This window comes from Streptomyces sp. NPDC014801, assembly GCF_043082085.1.
Classification (GTDB): domain Bacteria; phylum Actinomycetota; class Actinomycetes; order Streptomycetales; family Streptomycetaceae; genus Streptomyces.
On sequence record NZ_JBIBXG010000002.1, the window covers coordinates 457,888 to 476,016 of the forward strand.

21 protein-coding genes and 1 riboswitch are annotated in these 18,129 nt (G+C 72.5%); of the genes, 10 read left to right on the top strand and 11 right to left on the bottom strand.

Annotated features, from left to right (window positions below; translation table 11 throughout):
* The first annotated feature begins 17 nt into the window (after positions 1 to 17).
* The 3 genes from ACF1AL_RS05605 to ACF1AL_RS05615 all read left to right on the top strand — a co-directional run bounded on the left by ACF1AL_RS05605 (position 18) and on the right by ACF1AL_RS05615 (position 2,570).
* A complete protein-coding gene (locus ACF1AL_RS05605) occupies positions 18 to 500 on the top strand; it encodes a MarR family transcriptional regulator (protein ID WP_384209504.1) in 483 nt (160 codons plus the stop codon).
* 481 nt (positions 501 to 981) lie between these two features.
* Positions 982 to 2,139: a phosphatidylserine/phosphatidylglycerophosphate/cardiolipin synthase family protein gene (locus ACF1AL_RS05610; protein ID WP_386913328.1), complete on the top strand. Its 1,158-nt coding sequence runs from the start codon at positions 982 to 984 to the stop codon at positions 2,137 to 2,139.
* Positions 2,140 to 2,174: 35 nt separating this feature from the next.
* On the top strand, positions 2,175 to 2,570 hold the full coding sequence (locus tag ACF1AL_RS05615; RefSeq protein ID WP_391779032.1) for a signal peptidase I: 396 nt from the start codon (positions 2,175 to 2,177) through the stop codon (positions 2,568 to 2,570).
* Here ACF1AL_RS05615 and ACF1AL_RS05620 read toward each other — a convergent pair.
* On the bottom strand, positions 2,522 to 3,442 hold the full coding sequence (locus tag ACF1AL_RS05620; RefSeq protein WP_391779033.1) for a YihY/virulence factor BrkB family protein: 921 nt from the start codon (positions 3,440 to 3,442) through the stop codon (positions 2,522 to 2,524). The genes ACF1AL_RS05615 and ACF1AL_RS05620 overlap by 49 nt on opposite strands.
* A gap of 215 nt (positions 3,443 to 3,657) precedes the next feature.
* Here ACF1AL_RS05620 and ACF1AL_RS05625 point away from each other — a divergent pair, with 215 nt between their 5' ends.
* Positions 3,658 to 4,374, top strand: a complete 717-nt coding sequence (locus ACF1AL_RS05625) for a lysophospholipid acyltransferase family protein (RefSeq protein WP_366840718.1) — start codon at positions 3,658 to 3,660, stop codon at positions 4,372 to 4,374.
* 58 nt (positions 4,375 to 4,432) lie between these two features.
* Complete coding sequence (locus ACF1AL_RS05630) at positions 4,433 to 5,461, top strand: NAD-dependent epimerase/dehydratase family protein (protein WP_391779034.1); 1,029 nt, start codon at positions 4,433 to 4,435, stop codon at positions 5,459 to 5,461.
* 54 nt (positions 5,462 to 5,515) lie between these two features.
* Here the strand turns inward: ACF1AL_RS05630 and ACF1AL_RS05635 are convergent, their stop codons facing one another.
* The 8 genes from ACF1AL_RS05635 to ACF1AL_RS05670 form a co-directional block, all read right to left on the bottom strand.
* Positions 5,516 to 7,111: an alpha/beta hydrolase gene (locus tag ACF1AL_RS05635; protein WP_366840720.1), complete on the bottom strand. Its 1,596-nt coding sequence runs from the start codon at positions 7,109 to 7,111 to the stop codon at positions 5,516 to 5,518.
* Positions 7,112 to 7,241: 130 nt separating this feature from the next.
* On the bottom strand, positions 7,242 to 7,988 hold the full coding sequence (locus ACF1AL_RS05640; protein WP_391779185.1) for an urease accessory protein UreD: 747 nt from the start codon (positions 7,986 to 7,988) through the stop codon (positions 7,242 to 7,244).
* Positions 7,989 to 8,101: 113 nt separating this feature from the next.
* Complete coding sequence (gene ureG, locus ACF1AL_RS05645) at positions 8,102 to 8,779, bottom strand: urease accessory protein UreG (RefSeq protein WP_366840721.1); 678 nt, start codon at positions 8,777 to 8,779, stop codon at positions 8,102 to 8,104.
* A 56-nt stretch (positions 8,780 to 8,835) separates the two neighbouring features.
* A complete protein-coding gene (locus tag ACF1AL_RS05650; RefSeq protein WP_391779035.1) occupies positions 8,836 to 9,510 on the bottom strand; it encodes an urease accessory protein UreF in 675 nt (224 codons plus the stop codon).
* A 1-nt stretch (position 9,511) separates the two neighbouring features.
* Positions 9,512 to 11,233: an urease subunit alpha gene (locus tag ACF1AL_RS05655; protein ID WP_391779036.1), complete on the bottom strand. Its 1,722-nt coding sequence runs from the start codon at positions 11,231 to 11,233 to the stop codon at positions 9,512 to 9,514.
* On the bottom strand, positions 11,226 to 11,537 hold the full coding sequence (locus ACF1AL_RS05660; protein WP_366840724.1) for an urease subunit beta: 312 nt from the start codon (positions 11,535 to 11,537) through the stop codon (positions 11,226 to 11,228). The genes ACF1AL_RS05655 and ACF1AL_RS05660 overlap by 8 nt, the downstream gene beginning before the upstream one ends.
* 13 nt (positions 11,538 to 11,550) lie before the next feature.
* Positions 11,551 to 11,853, bottom strand: coding sequence for an urease subunit gamma (locus ACF1AL_RS05665; protein WP_366840725.1), 303 nt, complete (start codon positions 11,851 to 11,853; stop codon positions 11,551 to 11,553).
* A gap of 237 nt (positions 11,854 to 12,090) precedes the next feature.
* Positions 12,091 to 12,378 (bottom strand): type II toxin-antitoxin system Phd/YefM family antitoxin, encoded by a 288-nt coding sequence (locus ACF1AL_RS05670; protein ID WP_391779037.1) that lies wholly within the window; start codon positions 12,376 to 12,378, stop codon positions 12,091 to 12,093.
* A 76-nt stretch (positions 12,379 to 12,454) separates the two neighbouring features.
* On the opposite strand from ACF1AL_RS05670, the gene ACF1AL_RS05675 reads away from it, so the two are divergent.
* The 3 genes from ACF1AL_RS05675 to ACF1AL_RS05685 all read left to right on the top strand — a co-directional run bounded on the left by ACF1AL_RS05675 (position 12,455) and on the right by ACF1AL_RS05685 (position 14,404).
* Positions 12,455 to 13,078: an ATP-dependent Clp protease proteolytic subunit gene (locus ACF1AL_RS05675; protein ID WP_391779038.1), complete on the top strand. Its 624-nt coding sequence runs from the start codon at positions 12,455 to 12,457 to the stop codon at positions 13,076 to 13,078.
* A gap of 8 nt (positions 13,079 to 13,086) precedes the next feature.
* The gene (locus ACF1AL_RS05680) at positions 13,087 to 13,392 is read left to right on the top strand and encodes a hypothetical protein (protein WP_391659042.1); all 306 of its coding nucleotides are present in this window, start codon (positions 13,087 to 13,089) and stop codon (positions 13,390 to 13,392) included.
* 323 nt (positions 13,393 to 13,715) lie between these two features.
* Positions 13,716 to 13,927, top strand: a riboswitch (cyclic di-AMP (ydaO/yuaA leader).
* 3 nt (positions 13,928 to 13,930) lie between these two features.
* The gene (locus tag ACF1AL_RS05685) at positions 13,931 to 14,404 is read left to right on the top strand and encodes a C40 family peptidase (protein ID WP_366840729.1); all 474 of its coding nucleotides are present in this window, start codon (positions 13,931 to 13,933) and stop codon (positions 14,402 to 14,404) included.
* A gap of 737 nt (positions 14,405 to 15,141) precedes the next feature.
* On the opposite strand, the gene ACF1AL_RS05690 is transcribed toward ACF1AL_RS05685, so the two are convergent.
* Entirely contained in the window at positions 15,142 to 15,615 is a 474-nt protein-coding gene (locus ACF1AL_RS05690; protein ID WP_391779039.1) for an ATP-binding protein, read from the bottom strand.
* A 213-nt stretch (positions 15,616 to 15,828) separates the two neighbouring features.
* On the opposite strand from ACF1AL_RS05690, the gene ACF1AL_RS05695 reads away from it, so the two are divergent.
* Both ACF1AL_RS05695 and ACF1AL_RS05700 read left to right on the top strand, forming a co-directional pair.
* A complete protein-coding gene (locus ACF1AL_RS05695) occupies positions 15,829 to 16,686 on the top strand; it encodes a helix-turn-helix domain-containing protein (RefSeq protein WP_391779040.1) in 858 nt (285 codons plus the stop codon).
* A 9-nt stretch (positions 16,687 to 16,695) separates the two neighbouring features.
* Positions 16,696 to 16,926 (top strand): DUF397 domain-containing protein, encoded by a 231-nt coding sequence (locus ACF1AL_RS05700; protein ID WP_384209529.1) that lies wholly within the window; start codon positions 16,696 to 16,698, stop codon positions 16,924 to 16,926.
* Between the two features lie 60 nt (positions 16,927 to 16,986).
* Here the strand turns inward: ACF1AL_RS05700 and ACF1AL_RS05705 are convergent, their stop codons facing one another.
* Positions 16,987 to 18,114: an 8-amino-7-oxononanoate synthase gene (locus tag ACF1AL_RS05705; RefSeq protein WP_391779041.1), complete on the bottom strand. Its 1,128-nt coding sequence runs from the start codon at positions 18,112 to 18,114 to the stop codon at positions 16,987 to 16,989.
* Positions 18,115 to 18,129 lie beyond the last annotated feature (15 nt).

Consider the following 18,129-nt stretch of genomic DNA (forward strand, 5'->3'; position numbering starts at 1 on the left):
CCAGCGCCTGCGAGAGTGTGACCGTGACTGCCTTCCCCGCCCGCCCACAGCCCGTGGACGTCGCGCGTGTGACCTCCACGGCCGCGGAGCTGCTGGAAGTCCTCTGGGGCCGGGCCTCGACCGCACCCGCTTCCGCGTCCCAGCTGCGCGTACTGCTCATCCTCGAACACCACGAGGGCATCAACCTGCGCACCCTCGCCGACTCGCTCGCCTCCACGCCGCCGTCGACCAGCAGGCTCTGCGACCGGCTGCAGGCCGCCGGCTTCGTGGACCGCGAGATCAGCCCGACCGACCGGCGTGAGGTGCGCCTGCACCTCAGCAGCCGCGGCCGCGCCTTCCTCGCCGGCCTGCGGGAACGGAGGCAGCAGGAACTGCGGGCCGTGCTGGAGCTGATGCCCGCGGCCAAACGCGCGGCCCTGCTGGAGGGCCTGGAGGCCTTCTGCGAGGCGGCCTCCACGCAGATACACCACGAAGCCGACGCCGGCAGCGAGTCCGCCTGAGACAAGCAGCGCGACACCGGGTTGCCCAGCACCCTCCGGTGCCGGGCGTCGGCGTACGGAGCGGTGCCCGTCCACCGGAACATCCCCAGATCCTTCCCGCACACATGCGACACGGCTACTTTGTTGCCTCACGGCTATAATTGTCAAACGGCAACAGTCGCCGCCGCGTGACCGTGGTGTCTGCATCCCTCTGCGCGTACCCGGCCCGCGCCTCCGCCATCACCGCTGTGGTGCATGTCTCGGTAAATGAGGACATGGCACGTTCGGTCCCCTGCGCCGGCAGTCCCTGCTCCGACCATCCCGCCGTTCCCGTCCGGCGGGCGCGTTCCCCGGATGATGCCGTGAGCCGCGGGCATACGGTGACCGGAGGTCGCCGTATGCCGGCGCCCCGCAGCGATCCGTTCCTCATCTGCCCCAGCGGAGACACCTCGTGACCCTTGACGCCATACCGCCGGCGCCCGTTCGTAGCGGTCCTTCGGACGTGGACGCGCGCAAGCAGCGTCTGCGCCGCCGCCTGGAGCGGCTGATCGGGGTGGCCGCGACCGAGGGGAACGATCTCCTCCCGCTGCGGAACGGCGACGAGATCTTCCCCGCCATGCTCGGTGCCATCCGCTCGGCCCGGTACACGATCGACATGATGACCTTCGTCTACTGGCGCGGCCGGATAGCCCGCGACTTCGCCGAGGCCCTCGCCGACCGGGCCCGGGCCGGGGTACGGGTGCGGCTGCTGCTCGACGGATTCGGCGCCAAGGAGATCGAGCGGGACCTGCTGGACCTCATGGACGAGGCCGGCGTGCAGGTGGCCTGGTTCCGCAGACCCGTCTGGCTGTCACCGTTCAAACAGAACCACCGCTGCCACCGCAAGGCCCTCGTCGTCGACGAGCACACCGCGTTCACCGGGGGCGTCGGCATCGCCGAGGAATGGTGCGGCGACGCCCGCCACCCCGGAGAGTGGCGCGACACCCATGTGCGGCTGCGCGGACCGGCCGTGGACGGTGTCGCGGCCGCGTTCGCCCAGAACTGGGCCGAATGCCACGACGAACTCTTCGACGACCGGGACCGTTTCACCGAGCACGACCAGGTCGGCTCCTCCATCGTCCAGGTCGTCCGCGGATCGGCGAGCATCGGCTGGCAGGACATGCAGACGCTCATCCGCGTCATGCTGACCTCCGCCGAGGAACGCTTCCGCCTGGCGACCGCCTACTTCGCCCCCGACACCTACTTCGTCGACCTCCTGGCGCAGACGGCGAGGCGCGGCGTGCAGGTGCAGATCCTGCTTCCCGGCCCCCACACCGACCAGCGGGCCTGCCAGCTGGCCGGCCAGCACCACTACACCCGCCTGCTCGAAGCCGGCGTGGAGATCCGGCAGTTCCAGCCGACGATGATGCACGCGAAGATCATCACGGTCGACTCGGTGGCTTCGCTGATCGGCTCCACCAACTTCAACCGCCGGTCCATGGACCATGACGAGGAGGTCATGCTCGCCGTCCTGGACGAGCGGTTCACCGCGGAACTCGACCGTGACTACGACGCGGACCTGCGGCGCAGTGTCGCCGTCGACCTCGCCCGCTGGAGGCGGCGCGCGGTGTTCCAGCGGCTTGAGGAGGCCGCCGTCACGCCGATCCGGCGCTTCCTGTGAGCGGCCGTCGGCTGCCGCTGCTACCTTCCCGGGCCATGACCGACAGCGTGTACGTGGGCCATGCGGGCAAGGACGCGGCACTGGACCGTGGGTGGCTGCTGGGGCATTTCAAGGATGCCTCCGACCCCCGGCACAGCGAGGCCGTGGAGATCAAATGGGGGGTCCACCCCCGGGGCGACCGGCGGGCGCAGTGGGTGACCGGCGAGGAGCGCACCGCGCTGCTGGTGCTCATCAGCGGGCGCTTCCGGGTGGAACTGCCCGGCCGCAGCGTCGTCCTGGCGCAGCAGGGGGACTACGTCGTGTGGGGCCGCGGTGTCGACCACTCGTGGGTGGCGGAGGAGGAGTCGGTGGTGCTGACGGTCCGCTGGCCCTCCGTCCCCGGCTACGCGGTCGACGTCGACGACGCCTCGGCGGACGAGCCGTCGTCCTGACGCCGTCCGGGCAGACCGGTGTGCGCACTGCCGGTCGTTTTCGCCAGTTCGGCGTTGAACTGCGCGCCCGTCAGCAGGGCCAGGTTGGCCAGCCACAGCCAGATGAGGAACACCACCACGCCCGCCAGCGAGCCGTAAAGCCGGTGATAGGTGCTCACATGGTCGGCGTAGAAGGTGAAGCCCAGTGAGACGGCCAGCAGGAGCACGATCGCCAGGCCGCCGCCCGGCGCCATCCGGCGCACGGGGCGCGAGTCGGCGGGGCCCGAGCGGTACAGCACGAGCACCAGTGCCACTCCCGCCGCGGTCAGCACGGGCCACCGCAGCGCGTCCCACGCGGTTTCCGGCACGGTCCCCACGTCCAGGGCCCGTCCCAGACGTCGCGCCAGGCTGCCGGTGAGGAGCAGGGCGACGGCGGTGGCGAGCAGGAGGCTGATCAGAACGACGGTGGTGATGACGACCCGGGGGGCGGTGCGCCACACCGGGCGGTGCGCGCTGACCCGGTGCATCGCGTGCAGCGCCCGGCGGAAGACGCTCAGATAGCTGGAGCCCGACCACAGGGCCCCGGTCACACCGAAGCCGAGGAGCACCCAGGTCGCGGACGACTGCCCGGCCATCTGCTCCAGGGCGGTGCGCAGCAGGTCGCGGGAGGCCAGAGGCACGAGCTGGAGCACGTGCTCGATCACGTCCGGCCTGCTCGTGGGCATGGTGAGGCCCAGCACGGACAGGACCACCAGCATCACGGGGAACAGCGCCAGGACCGCGTAGTAGGTCAGCGCGGCCGCCCAGTCCGTGATGTCGTCGTTCCACACCACCACGGGGGTCCGGCGCAGGGCCGTCCACCACCGCTCTTCCCGGCCGTCGGCTTTGTGCATGCTGAGATGTTCCCCCTCCATCGGCTCGTACACCGTTTTCAGGCGAGGGCCGCGCCGTCGTACCTGACGACCGATCAGCCGCTCCGGCGTAGGGTCAGCATGAGCACTGCCGAACCTGGTTACAGATGACTACCGGTGCACTTGAGCCGTATACCCCCGCAGTGACCCTGCAAGGACCTGGTCAGTGGCGGACGTGTTGGAGTGAGGGGCGAGCCGTGTTCTACTTCCTGCTCAAGTACGTGTTGCTCGGTCCGCTGCTGAGAGTGCTCTTCCGTCCGCGTATCGAGGGGCTGGAGCACGTCCCGGAGTCGGGGGCGGCGATCGTCGCGGGCAATCATCTGTCGTTCTCGGACCACTTCCTGATGCCCGCGGTGCTCAAGCGGCGCATCACGTTCCTGGCCAAGGCCGAGTACTTCACCGGACCGGGGCTCAAGGGACGGCTGACCGCGTTCTTCTTCCGCAGCGCCGGGCAGATCCCGGTCGACCGCTCCGGCAAGGAGGCCGGGCAGGCGGCCATCCGGGAGGGGCTGAAGGTGCTGCGCAAGGGCGAGTTGCTCGGCATCTATCCCGAGGGCACCCGCTCGCACGACGGGCGGCTGTACAAGGGCAAGGTCGGGGTGGCGGTGATGGCGCTGAGGGCCGGGGTGCCGGTCGTGCCGTGCGCGATGATCGGCACGTTCGAGGCGCAGCCGCCCGGCCGGGTGGTCCCGCGGATCCACCCGGTGGTGATCCGCTTCGGCGCGCCGCTGGACTTCTCGCGCTACGCCGGCATGGAGAACGAGAAGGCGATCCTGCGCGCCGTCACCGACGAGATCATGTACGCGATCCTGTCGCTGTCGGAGCAGGAGTACGTCGACGAGTACGCGGCCGTGGTGAAGGAACGGCAGGCCGAGGGCGACGGGCGCCGCTTCCCGTGGAGGCCGCTGAGCTGACCTCTGCCCTCGGCAGAACACCGGTGCCCGGGCGCGGGCCGGCGCCTACGGTCGGATCATGAGACGTGCTGTGGTGATCGGGGCGACGGGACAGATCGGGCGGCCGGTGGTGCGGGCGCTGGCCGAGGACGGCTGGGAGGTGGTGGCCGCGTCGCGCGGCGGCGGCCGGGACGCCGGCCGGCCCGAGGGGGTGCGGCCGGTCCGGCTGGACCGGGAGGACGACGCGGCGCTGGCCGCGGTGGTCGGTGACGGGTGCGACGTGGTGGTGGACGTGGTCGCCTACGGGGCGCGGCACGCACGGCAGTTGACCGCGCTGGCCGGCCGGATCGGTTCCGCGGTGGTCGTCTCCTCGGTGTCCGTGTACGAGGATGCCCGCGGCCGCTCCTTCGACACGCAGGAGCAGCCGGACGGCTTCCCGCGCTTTCCGGTGCCGCTGACCGAGGAGCAGCCCACGGTGGCGCCGGGCGAGGCCACGTACAGCACCGGGAAGGTGGCCCTGGAGCAGGAGTTGCTGGGCGCCGGGGAGAAGCTGCCGGTGACGCTGCTGCGTCCCGGGGCGGTGCACGGGCCGTACAGTCCGCTGCCCCGCGAGCTGTACTTCGTGAAGCGGAATCTGGACGGCCGCAAGCGCCGGGTGCTGGCCCACCGGGGCGAGAGCCGGTTCCACCCGTCGAGTGCCCGGACCGTCGCCGAGCTGGTGCGGCTCGCGGCGGCCCGGCCGGGTTCGCGGGTGCTCAACGCCGTCGACCCCGAGGCGCCGACGGTCGCCGAGATCGGGGCGGCGGTGGACGCGGCGATGGGGGTGGAGACGGAGACGGTGCTGCTGGACGGCCCGCCGCCGTCGCCGTCCGTGGGGCGCACCCCGTGGTCGGTGCCGTGGCCGGTGGTGTGCGACATGTCGGCCGCGGCCCGGGAGCTGGGGTACGTCCCGGGTGTCCCCTACGCGCAGAGTGTGCGGGAGTCGGTCGACTGGCTGGTGGAACGGCTGGCCGGCGGCCGGGACTGGCGGGAGGAGTTCCCGCTGCTGGCGGGGGCCTACCCCGAGCTGTGCGACTACGCGGCGGAGGACGCCTGGTTCGACGCGTGACGAAGGGGCGGCCCCGTGCTGCGGGGCCGCCCCTGGTGCCGGGTCAGGCGGGTGTCACGGCTTCGGCGTGGCGTGCGGGCCGCACGTCACGTCGGCCGCGTCCAGCTTGCCGGTGAGCAGGTAGGAGTCCACGCGGGTGTTGATGCAGGAGTTGACCAGACCGGTCACTCCGTGCGAACCCGCGCCCTGCTCGGTGATCAGGCGGGAGCCCTGGAACCGCTTGTGCAGCTCGACGGCGCCGGCGTACGGGGTCGCGGCGTCGTTGGTGGACTGCACGATCATCACCGGCGGCAGGCCCTTGCCGGTACGGACGTTCACCGGGGTCTGCTGCTTGGTGGGCCAGGTGGCGCACGGCAGGTTCATCCAGGCGTTGGCCCAGGTCATGAACGGGTAGTCCTTGTTGAGCCGCGTGTTGTCGCGGTCCCACTTCTGCCAGCTGGTGGGCCACTTGGCGTCGGCGCACTCGACGGCCGTGTAGACGGCGTTGCCGTTCTCCGCGGAGATGTTGCCCGCGGTGTCCGACATGTCGGGGGCGGCGGCGTCGATCAGGGCCTGGGTGTCACCGGCGACGTACTTGCTGAACACCGTGGCGACCGGCACCCACGAGGAGTCGTAGTACGGGGCGCTCTGGAAGAAGGAGATCAGCTCGGCCGGGCCGACGACCCCGCCGATCGGGCTCTTCTTGGCGGTGGCGCGCAGCTGCAGCCACTTGGCCTGGACGGCGTCGCGGGTGGTGCCGAGGTGGAAGGCGGCGTCGTTCTTGGCGACCCAGTCCTCCCAGTCCTTCCAGCGGCCCTCGAAGGCGATGTCCTGCTCCAGGTTGGCCTGGTACCAGATGTTCTGGCGCGCGGGGTTGACGACGCTGTCGACGACCATGCGGCGCAGGTGGCCCGGGAACAGGGTGCCGTAGACGGCGCCGATGTAGGTGCCGTAGGAGACGCCCAGGTAGTTGAGCTTCTCCTCGCCGAGCGCGGCGCGGATGACGTCCAGGTCGCGCACGGTGTTCGGCGTCGTCATGTACGGCAGCATCTCGCCGCTGCGCTCGTAGCAGCCCTCGGCGTACTCGCGGGCCAGCTTGCGCTGGGCGAGCTTGTCGGCCTCGGTGTCGGGCACCGGGTCCATCTTGGGCGCCTTGACGAACTCCTGCGGGTCGACGCAGGAGATGGGGGCGGAGTGGCCGACGCCGCGCGGGTCGAAGCCCACGAAGTCGTACGCCTTGGCCACGTTCGCCCAGACCGCGTTCTTGTTGGTGACGCGGGTCGGGAAGCGCATGCCCGAGCCGCCGGGGCCGCCCGGGTTGTAGACGAGGGCGCCCTGGCGCTCCTGCTTCGTCCCGGTGTTGCCGATGCGGTCGACGGCGAGCTGGATCTGCTTGCCGTAGGGGTGCGCGTAGTCGAGCGGCACGCTCACCCAGCCGCACTGGATCGGCTTGGCCAGACCCCAGTCGGCGGGGCAGTCCTTCCAGTCGATGCCGGCCTTCGCGGCACGTGCCGCCGCGATGGCGGCGCCGCGGGCCTCGCGGTCCTGTCCGTGCCCGGCGCTCGCGTACGCCGTGGGCGCGGTGGCCGCGCCGGCTATCAGGGTGGCGGCGGCGAGTACGCTCGCCGAGCCGATCGCGGCCGTCCGCCTCTTCGTTCCTCTGTCCCTCAAGTGGGCCCTCCCCCTACCTTTGTGAGTGCCACGAATGACAAGTAGGGGGATCCTTACGGTTGTGGGGGCCCTGACAACAGGGGTGGTTGACCTTCTTTGCCAATCCGATAACCGGAAATCCGAGTACCGCTCAGCGAACCGCGGTAGCGGGGCGTTCGAGGAGGGACAGCGCCCGGTCCAGGACACGGCGCAGCAGCAGCCCGTCCGGCGCCACCGCCGTCACCAGCGCGGCCGGTCCGGGCAGCGGGACGACGGCACACCCCTCCCCCACCGTCGTGGCCGGCACCGGCTCGCCGGCGAACTCCGGGCGGACGACGAGGAGCTGTCCGACGGCGCGGTGTCCGGCCAGCACGGCCGGGCCGTCCCAGCCGCCCGGCGCGCCGGGACCGCAGCACAGCTCCTGGTCGAGGACGGTCCGCTCGCCGATCCGCAGGGTCAGACGACTGGCGAGCCGTCCCGGTTGCTCCGCGGCGCGGCCCAGGATCTGTTCCTCGCGGAAGACGAGCCGGGCGGTGGGGGCGACATCGAGCCGGGTGGTGACGGCCAGGTCGCTGCCGGCGGCCGAGATCAGCGGTTCGGGCAGCCAGGTCAGCTCGCCGTCGCCGGCGACGCGCAGCCGCACGTCGTAGCGGGCCTCGCCGCCCGCCGCGCCGGGCAGCGCGAGGGTGGCGGCGGCCGAACCGACGCGCAGCCGGGCCCCGGTGGCCACGTCGGCAGTGACGGTGAGGTGGTCGCCGCCGAGCGGGGCGCTCATCGCGCCGACGAGCGTGACCCGCGCCTCGTCACCGGTGCTCCGGGTGCGGCGCAGCGCGAGGGGTCCCTCGCCTTCCAGCACGGGCAGGGCGGTGCCGCCGCGGCCGTCGGGGCGGGCCTGGATCCGGGCGGTGGCCCGGACCCGGTAGGCGCTGCCTTCGCTCGGGGGCGTGCCGCCGGACGCGCCGGGCTCGGTGACGCGCCCGCCGCGGGGGGCGAGCCGCGTCGCGGCCGTCGTCACGCCGTCCACGCGGTGAGCCGGCCGCGCACCCACGCGGCGACGTCGGCGACGCCCGTCTCGCCGCGCAGGGACTGCAGGACGACGGGCAGGTCGCCGCGCTGGGCCTTGGCGTCGGCCTCCATCCGGGCGAGGTCGGAGCCGACGTGGGGCGCGAGGTCGGTCTTGTTGACGACGAGCAGGTCGGCGGTGGTGACGCCGGGGCCGCCCTTGCGCGGGATGTCGTCGCCGCCGGCCACGTCGATGACGAAGATCTGCGCGTCCACCAGCCCCTTGGAGAAGGTGGCGGTGAGGTTGTCGCCGCCGGACTCGACGAGGATCAGGTCGAGCGGGCCGACCTCGTCCTCCAGGTCCTCGACGGCTTCGAGGTTGGCGGAGATGTCGTCGCGGATCGCGGTGTGCGGGCAGGCGCCGGTCTCCACGGCGGCGATCCGCTCGGGCGGCAGGACCGCCTCGCGCAGCAGGAACTCGGCGTCCTCGCGCGTGTAGATGTCGTTGGTGACGACGGCCAGGGACAGTTCGTCGCGCAGGGCCCGGCACAGGGCGGCGACGGTGGCGGTCTTGCCGGACCCGACGGGACCGCCGAGCCCGATGCGCAGCGCGCGCCGGCTGCCGTCGGGGCGGCGGGCGTCGGCGCTGACGGCGGCGGGACCGTCGTGGGAGTGGTCGAGGTGCATGTACGGCTCCTACGGTCGGGGGGCGCGGGCGTGGGACACGCCGGGGCGCCGGTGGGTCAGGACGCGAAGAGGCGCACCGGCCGGGCGGCGTGGAACTCCGCGCCGATCTCCAGCAGCGGGGCGGAGGCCGCCGGGAGGACGTCCACGCCCTCGTCGGCGACCCGGCGGGCGGCGCGGACGGCCCGGGCGGCGACCTGGTCCAGTTCCGGCGCCAGCCGCGCGAGCACGGCCGTCGCGTCGAAGGGGTCGAGGCTGAGCAGCCGCACGGTCGCCGTCGCGGGACCGCCGACGCTCTCGTACGCCGCGCAGTGGGCGGCGTCGTCCGGTCCGAGCCCGGCGGCACGGGCCGCGAGGCCGAGCACGACCGGCTGGTGGGCGCCCTTGGGGAAGCGCGCCGCCAGCGCGTCGAGGTCGTCGCTGGGCCAGGTCGCCCGCGCGGCCCGCAGAAGCTGCCGGCCGAGCTTGCGTGCGGCGGTGCGCAGTGCCGGTGACGGGGTGCGGGCGTCGGCCGCCGCGTCCAGTGCGGCGGGGTCGGCGCCGAGCGCGGCCGCCCCGGCGAGCGCGGCGGCCACCAGGCCCGTCGTGTGCAGCCGGCCGCGGCAGAACCGCTCCAGGTCCGCCGCGTCGGTGATACGTCCCGCGCGGACGGCTTCCTCGGCCCCGCCGGAGTGAGCGTGCCCTCCGGCGGGGAACCGGCCGTCGGCCAGGACGAGCAGTGCTGCCCGTGTCATGTCAGAAGAGGAAGTAGCGCTGGGCCATGGGCAGTTCGACGGCCGGTGTGGACTCCACCAGCTCGCCGTCGACGCGCACGGCGAAGCTGTCGGGGTCGATCTCCACGCGCGGCCGGGCGTCGTTCTGACGCATGTCCGCCTTGGTCACGGCCCGGGTGGACTCGATGGCGGTGAACCGCTTGCCGAGCCCGAGCCGCTCCGGCAGCCCGTCCTCCAGGGCGAGGGGGGCGACGAAGTTGACCGAGTTGGACGCGGGCGCCCGGCCGATCGCGCCGTACATGGGGCGGGGCAGGATCGGCTGCGGGGTGGGGATGGAGGCGTTGGCGTCGCCCATCTGCGCGTAGGCGATCTGCCCGCCCTTGAGAACGAGCAGCGGCTTGACGCCGAAGAACGCCGGCTCCCACAGCACCAGGTCGGCGAGCTTGCCGGTCTCCACGGACCCGATCTCGTGGGCCATGCCCTGGGCGAGCGCCGGGTTGATCGTGTACTTGGCGACGTAGCGGCGCACCCGGTGGTTGTCGGCCCGGCCGTCGCCGGGCAGGGCGCCGCGGCGGCGCTTCATCACGTGCGCGGTCTGCCAGGTGCGCATGATCACCTCGCCGACCCGGCCCATGGCCTGCGAGTCGGAGGAGATGATCGAGATCGCGCCCAGGTCGTGCAGGACGTCCTCGGCACCGATGGTGGAGGGCCGGATGCGGGACTCGGCGAACGCCAGGTCCTCCGGGACGGCCGGGTTGAGGTGGTGACAGACCATCAGCATGTCGAGGTGTTCCTCGACGGTGTTGACGGTGAACGGCCGGGTCGGGTTGGTGGAGCTGGGCAGGATGTGCGGCTCGGAGACGACCGTCATGATGTCGGGCGCGTGCCCGCCGCCCGCACCCTCGGTGTGGTACGAGTGGATGCCGCGCCCGGCGATCGCGGCGAGCGTGTCGCCGACGAACCCGGCCTCGTTGAGGGTGTCGGTGTGGATGGCGACCTGGATGCCGGTCAGGTCGGCGACCGTCAGGGCGGCGTCGATGGCGGCGGGGGTCGCGCCCCAGTCCTCGTGGATCTTCAGCCCGGCGGCGCCGCCGCGGATCTGGGAGAGCATCGCCTCGTGCGAGACGGTGTTGCCCTTGCCGAGGAAGCCGACGTTGACCGGGTAGGCCTCCATCGCCTCGAACATGCGGGCGAGGTGCCAGGGGCCGGGGGTGACGGTGGTCGCCTTGGAGCCCTCGGCGGGGCCGGTGCCGCCGCCGACGAGGGTGGTGATGCCGGAGGCCAGCGCCTCGTCGGCCACCTGCGGGCAGATGAAGTGCACGTGCGCGTCGATCGCGCCGGCGGTCAGGATGCGCCCGTTGCCGGCGATGACCTCGGTCTCGGGGCCGAGCACCAGGTCGGGGTGGACGCCGTCCATGGTGTCGGGGTTGCCGGCCTTGCCGATGCCGGTGATCCGGCCGTCGCGGATGCCGACGTCGGCCTTGATCACGCCCCAGTGGTCGACGATGACGACGCCGGTGATCACGGTGTCGGGGGTGCCGTCCGCGCGGGTCGCACGGGACTGGCCCATGGACTCGCGGATGACCTTGCCGCCGCCGAAGACGGCCTCGTCGCCGGAGCGTCCGGGGCCGCCGGAGCGGTCCTCCTCGATCTCGATCAGCAGGTCGGTGTCGGCGAGCCGGATGCGGTCGCCGGCGGTCGGGCCGAACAGGTCGGCGTAGGCGGCGCGGGAGATCTCAGGCATCGAGGGCCCCTCCCGTCTCGCCGCGCAGGCCGGGCACCACGCGGGCACCGGCGAGGGGGACGAGTTCCACGTCGACCGGGAGGCCCGGCTCGAAGCGCACGGCGGTGCCGGCGGCGATGTTCAGGCGCCGGCCGCGGGCGGCGGCGCGGTCGAACTCCAGACCGGGGTTGGCCTCGGCGAAGTGGTAGTGGGAGCCGACCTGGACGGGCCGGTCGGCGGCGTTGAGGACGGTCAGCCGGGTGACCTCGAGTCCCTCGTTGCAGACGACGGGGTCCTCGGCGAAGAGGATCTCTCCGGGAATCATGGCGCGCCCCCCGTCAGATGATCGGCTCGTGGACGGTGACGAGCTTGGTGCCGTCCGGGAAGGTGGCCTCGACCTGCACGTCGTGGATCATCTCGGCGACGCCTTCCATGACGTCGTCCCGGGTGAGCAGCTTGCGGCCGGTGGCCATCAGCTCGGCGACGGTGCGGCCGTCCCGCGCGCCCTCGAGGATGTGGGAGGTGATGAGGGCGACCGCTTCGGGGTGGTTGAGCTTCAGTCCGCGCGCGCGACGCTTCTCGGCCACATCGGCCGCGACATGGATGAGCAGTCTCTCTTGCTCGTGCGGGGTCAGTTGCACGTGCCACCTCACAGTCCTTGCTCCGGACCGTGCGGGGTCCGGCTGCCGCAGCCACCGCGACGGGACAGGTGTAACACACAGACATTTTTCCCGACCGCGCTCAATTGCGGGCAGAAAAGCCCCTGGTGGCGTGGGTCGGGAGGCTAGCCCGTCGGAGTTTCAGGGACGTTAACCAGTCCTTGATCATCACATGACCGACGGCAGACCATCCCGATACCCGTCGGCGCGGCCGCCGGCTCAGTGCGCGCGGGGCCCCCGGTGCTCCGCGGCGATGCCGAAGCGCTGCTGTTCGCGAGGAGCGGACGCGACGTCGCGGACGGCCGAGACGGACCGGATCACCTGCTCCTGCCCCGGCTCCTCCGCCTCGCGCAGCGCCTCCAGTCGCTCCAGGTCGGCGGCGGAGACCAGGGCGACCAGGGGTTTGCCGTGGCGGGTCACGACGACGCGCTCGTCGCCGTAGACCACCCGGTTGATCAGGTCGGCGAGCTCAGCCCTGGCTTGCGTCACCGGAATCTCGTAGGCCATGACCCCATTCTAACGTGACGTACGTCCTGTACATTTTGTACAGACCGCAGTCCGTCGCGCCGCGAGGAGGCTCGCCATGATCCGCCCGTCCGCCCGCCATGTCCTGCCCGAGTTCACGGAACGCACGAGCTTCGGGCACCGGACGCTGGATCCGTACTCCAAGCTGCTGGAGGGACGCATCGTCTTCCTCGGCACACCGATCGACGACACGGCGGCCAACGACGTGATCGCACAGTTCATGCAGCTGGAGCACCAGGCCCCGGAACGGCCCGTGCAGCTGTACATCAACTCGCCGGGCGGCTCGATCAGCGCCATGACGGCGATCTACGACACGATGCGGTACGTCAGTTGCGAGGTGGAGACGTACTGCATGGGCCAGGCGGGCACGTCCGCCGCGGTCCTGCTCGCCGCCGGCGCGCCGGGGCGCCGGTACGCGCTGCCGGGCGCCCGGGTGGTGATCCGCCAGCCCGCGCTGACCGAGACCGTGGAGGGCCAGGCCGACGATCTCGCCCTCCAGGCCGAGGAACTGACGCGGACGCGGACGATGCTGGAGGAGATGCTGGCCCGGCACACCGGGCGCGAGGTGCGGCAGGTCGCCGCGGACATCGAGCGCGACCACATCCTCGACGCGACCGGCGCGCGGGAGTACGGCCTGGTGGACCACGTCCTCACCACCCGCTCCGGCCCCGGCGGGAGGTGAGCCGCGGGATGCTGCCGGAGCTTCCGCCGCTGCCCGCGCTGACCCGGGCGGAGGGCGAACTGATCGACCGTTACCTGGAGGTCGTGGACCTGCTCGGCCGGATCAACCCGGCGTGTTCCGGCGACACCTACCGCGGGCTGCGTGCCGCGCAGGCCCTGGTCGCCAAGGCGGTGGCGCTGCGCGACGCGCTGGCGCTGATGCACCAGCGCGGCGAGAGCGAGCTGCACGCCGGCACGCTGGCCCGCGCGCTGCGGGTGCTGGACGGGGAGCGCCGTACGGCCCGGGTCACCGTGCCGCCGTCCGGCCGGAGTTGACGGCACGCCTCGCCCGGTCGGCGGGGTCGTGCTGCGGCGGGTTGAAACGGACCAAACGGCGTACCCCCTGTCGGCGTAGCCATACGTCCTTTTTTCGGGGGGTTCGAGTTGCGCGATCTGGGCGACGTCCGGGCGGAATGAGACCTTCCGCCGCTGGTCCGGGCGTCGCCGTCCGGGTGGACACCCCATCGAACACAGGGATGTCCACCCGAACGGGCGAGTGGTGAGCAACAACACAAATACCCGGTTCCGTTGGGATTTTCGGACACATGTGAGTCAAGATCCCTGTCTGACGACAAGCCCCCGCCGCAGCGGCGGGGCGATCCGGGCGGACGCCGAGTCCTGCCGCCGTCCCGGATGACCGGTCGACGGAGTGGATCGGCAGGAGTGGAGGACCCAAGCACGACGGGTCGCCGGAACGGTCGCGCCACGACCGGGCCGAGCAGCCCTTGGGGTGAAGCCGCGTCAGCGGCCGGGCTACTTCGCCAGCCCGAATCCGACAGGTCATCCTTCACAGGCGGCTGACGAAGGGTTGCGCATGACTGCGCTCAATCGTGTCCCGTCGCTCATGGCCCGCGCCGGTACGGCATCGGCCCTGACCATCGCCGCGGTGGGCGGCTCGATCGTGGTCCCGGGCGTCGCCTCGGAGGCCGCCGCCGCGACGCCGGCGACGAAGGCGCTGCAGATCGCGGCGTCGAAGAAGGGCGCGCCCTACCAGTGGGGCGCCACCGGGCCGCGCCGGTTCGACTGCTCGGGCCTGACGCTGTACTCGTTCAAGAAGGCGGGCAAGAAGCTGCCGCGTACGGCGGCCCAGCAGTACAACAAGACCCGCCACATCCCGGCCGGCAGCCGCAAGGCCGGCGACCTGGTCTTCTTCCACTCGGGGTCGAACGTGTACCACGTCGGCATCTACGCCGGGAAGAACAAGATCTGGCACGCCCCGAAGACGGGGGACGTGGTGCGCCTGCAGAAGATCTGGACCAAGAGTGTCTGGTACGGCCGGGTGAGCTGACCCACCGGGGCGGTGACGGGCCCTGACGCCCCCTCACCGCCCCGGCAACCGACACGCCGGGCTCTTCGCGCCCGGCGAGGGACCCTGCCTGGCCTGCCGCCTCACGGCCGGGGGCCGGCCGAACCGGGTCTCCGGAGCATTGCCGCCCCGGCGTCGAGCCCCGACCGGGTCCGGACCTCGCTCCCCCGGCACCGGCCGTGCGCAGGGCTGCCAGGTCCCTCGCTCGCCTGGGGCCGCCCGTCCTCGGGCTGCCACGTCGGCCGGGGACCGTCGGCTGCGGCCATGGCGCGGCGCGTGCGGGACCGTCAGGGCGGCGCTGTCGGGTGCGGGCCGCCGGGGTGACCGCCCGGGGCCGCCGTCGCAGCGCCGGTGGCCGGGTGCAGGCCGGCCGGGACGGTGGCCCGCGTGACCGACGGGCCGGCAGCGCGGAGCCCGGTCACCGGGCCTACGGTCCTCGGGCATGCGGTCGGCCGGGCCGGACCGTCGCGTGACGGTGTCGGCGTCAGGTGCGTGCCGTCCCGGTGTGTCCTGCCTCGGGGCATCCCTCCGCCCCCCGCGACGCAGCGCACGTCCCGGCCGACGTCCGTCCGGACGCGCGGCCGTCGATCACGCCCAAGCCCCAAGCCCCCAAGCCCCTGCATTCGCGCGCACTGCGGCGGCTCCCGGCGCCGCAGGGCGGTGCTGCCGGCCCTCCCCGAACGCCGAAGACGTCCAGGCCCGCGCGTCCGCCGTCCCCGTCAGCGGCGCCGCGTCTCAGGTGTCTGCTGAGCCGCCGTCGTGACCGGTTGCGCGGGGTCCGGCCAGGGCAGTTCGATTGCGACCGTCTTGCCGCCCTCGTGGGTGGGACGCACTCGGAGGCGGCCGCCGCACTCGGCTGCCAGCCAGCGGATGATCACCATGCCTCTGCCGTTGTCCTGCTGGACGGCAGCCGGCAGCCGTTTAGGGAGGCGGGGGTGACTGTCGGTGACGCCGATGCGCAGCAGTTCGTCACGGTCCAGGACGACGTCCACCGTGAAGGTGGGTGACTGCCCGAAGGTGTGCTGTACGGAGTTCGTGGCCAGTTCGGAGACGATCAGCCGGATGCTGTCGGCGAGCTCCGTGTCCGGCGGCAGGCCCCATTCACCGAGGGTGCCGGCCACGAAACCGCGGGCCGCGGACACCGAGGCGGGATCGCTCGGCAGAGTGACGGATGCTTCCAGGTGGTCTGCCATGGCGACGTCGTCCCTTTCCCGCGGGACCCGGAGCCCGGCACGGAGCCGGTGGTTCGAGTACGGTCCCGGACTGGTGCTTCGCCCGCCAGACTGCCATCACCGGACCGGTCACGGAGGCGATCCACCAAGATATGCATATATCTGTCGCTCGAAGCGGTGAACTCTGCCACGGCAGAACGTATTCGGGCGACTCGGACGGAGTAAGGAGGGGCCATGCAGCACGGTCCCGCGGTCCGCCGCCGCAAGCTCGGTGCGGAACTGCGCGCGCTGCGCACCCGGGCGGGGCTCACGAGCGGCGAGGCGGCCCGGCTGGTGGGCTGGCATCAGTCGAAAGTCAGCCGGATCGAGACCGGGGCGAGTGGCGCGAAACCCGCAGACGTGCGGTTACTGCTGGACGCGTACGGCGTCGAGGACGACGAACTGCGCGACCTGCTCCTGGTGCTGGCGGGCTCTCAGGTGGCCGGCCGGGAGCACTGGTGGCACGCCTACCGCGGGGTGCTGCCGCCCACGTACCGGGACTTCATCAGTCTGGAGTCGCAGGCCAGCGCGATGCGCACGCTGGAGACCTCGGTGGTGCCGGGGCTGCTGCAGACGCCGGAGTACGCCCGCGCGGTGACCCGGGCCGCCGTCGGCGCGGTGGACGAGGAGCGGCTGGACACGCTGGTGGAGGTGCGGCTGGCCCGCCAGGACGTGCTGCGCGGCGATCCGCCGCTGAGGCTGAACGCCGTACTGGACGAGGCGGTGCTGCGCCGGGAGGTGGGCGGGCCCGAGGTGATGGCCCGGCAGTTGCGGCGGCTGCTGGATGCGGCGCGGCTGCCCCAGGTGCGGTTGCAGGTGCTGCCCTTCTCCGCGGGGGCGCATGTCGGCGTCACCGGGCCTTTCGTTATTTTCTCATTTCCGAGCACTTCTGATCTGGACGTGGTTGTTCTCGACCACTTGACGAGTAGCCTCTACCTCGAACGGAAAGAAGACCTCCGGGCCTACGCGGAGGCCTTCAACACCCTTCGGATCCACGCCCTTTCCCCCGAGGACTCGTTGGATTTCATCGCCGCGCTGGCCGACGGCGATTAAGGAGGCACCATGACTGCACTGCCTCGCACCATCCCCTCCAGTACCGCATTGCACGGAGTGCGCTGGCTGCGCAGCAGCCACAGCACCGGGGCCAACAACTGCGTCGAGACGGCCCGGCCGGACTCGGGGCCGTGGGCCGGGCTGCTCGCCGTACGCGACTCCAAGGACCCGGCCGGGCCCGCACTGCTCTTCTCGCGGGACAGCTGGGCGGCGTTCACGGCCGCCGCGCACCGCTTCTGATCAGCTCCGCTTCCGATCACATCCGCCGCATGCGGTGGGGCACGGTCCTGGTACGCCGACTCATGGCCGCGTCTCGCCGATCACCCGTACAGCGCGTTCGATCTGATCCTGGGTCAGGTCGCCCCGGGCGGTCAGCCTGAGCCGTGAGATGCCGTCGGGCACGGAAGGAGGACGGAAACAGCCCACGGCCAGTCCGGCCGCCCGGCAGTCCGCCGCCCAGCGCACGGCCTGCTCCGGGGACGGCGCCCGCACCGAGACCACGGCGGCGTCCGGCCGTACCGCCTGATGACCGGCGGCCGTCAGCCGGGCGTGCAGCTCGGCGGCCACCGTGCGGGCCCGCGCCGCCCGCTCGGGCTCGCGGCACACCAGCCGCAGGGCCGCGAGGGCGGCGCCGGCGGCGGCCGGGGCGAGCCCGGTGTCGAAGATGAACGTGCGGGCGGCGTTGACCAGATGGTCGATCACCCGCGCCGGCCCCAGCACCGCGCCGCCCTGGCTGCCGAGCGACTTCGACAGCGTCACCGTCGCCACGACGTCCGGCGCGCCCGCGAGGCCCGTCGCGTACGGCGCGCCGCGGCCGCCGTCGCCGAGGACGCCCAAGCCGTGGGCGTCGTCCACCACCAGTCCCGCGCCGTGCTCGCGGCAGGCCGCGGCCAGGTCCGCGAGGGGTGCGGCGTCGCCGTCCACCGAGAACACGGTGTCGGAGACGGCGATCGCGCTGCCCTCGTGCGTGCCCAGGGCCTTGCGCACCGCCTCCGGCTCGGCGTGCGCGACGACCTGGGTGGTGCCGCGGGCCAGCCGGCAGCCGTCGATCAGGGAGGCGTGGTTGCCGGCGTCGGAGACGATCAGCGAGCCGTGCGGGGCGAGCGCGGTGACCGCGGCGAGGTTGGCCGCGTAGCCGGAGGAGAAGACGAGCGCCGCCTCGAAGCCGCAGAAGTCGGCGAGCTCGCGCTCCAGCTCCGCGTGCAGTTCGGTGGTGCCGGTGACCAGCCGGGAACCGGTCGCGCCGCCGCCCCAGGTCCGCGCCGCCCGCTCGGCGCCCTCGACGACCTCGGGATGGCGGGCCAGACCCAGGTAGTCGTTGCTCGCCAGGTCCAGCAGGGGCGTGTCGGCGGGGCGGGGACGCAGGGTCCGCACGAGTCCCGCGCGGCGGCGCGCCGCGGCCTGCTCGTCGATCCAGCCGAACGCCATGGGTCCTCCGGGGCT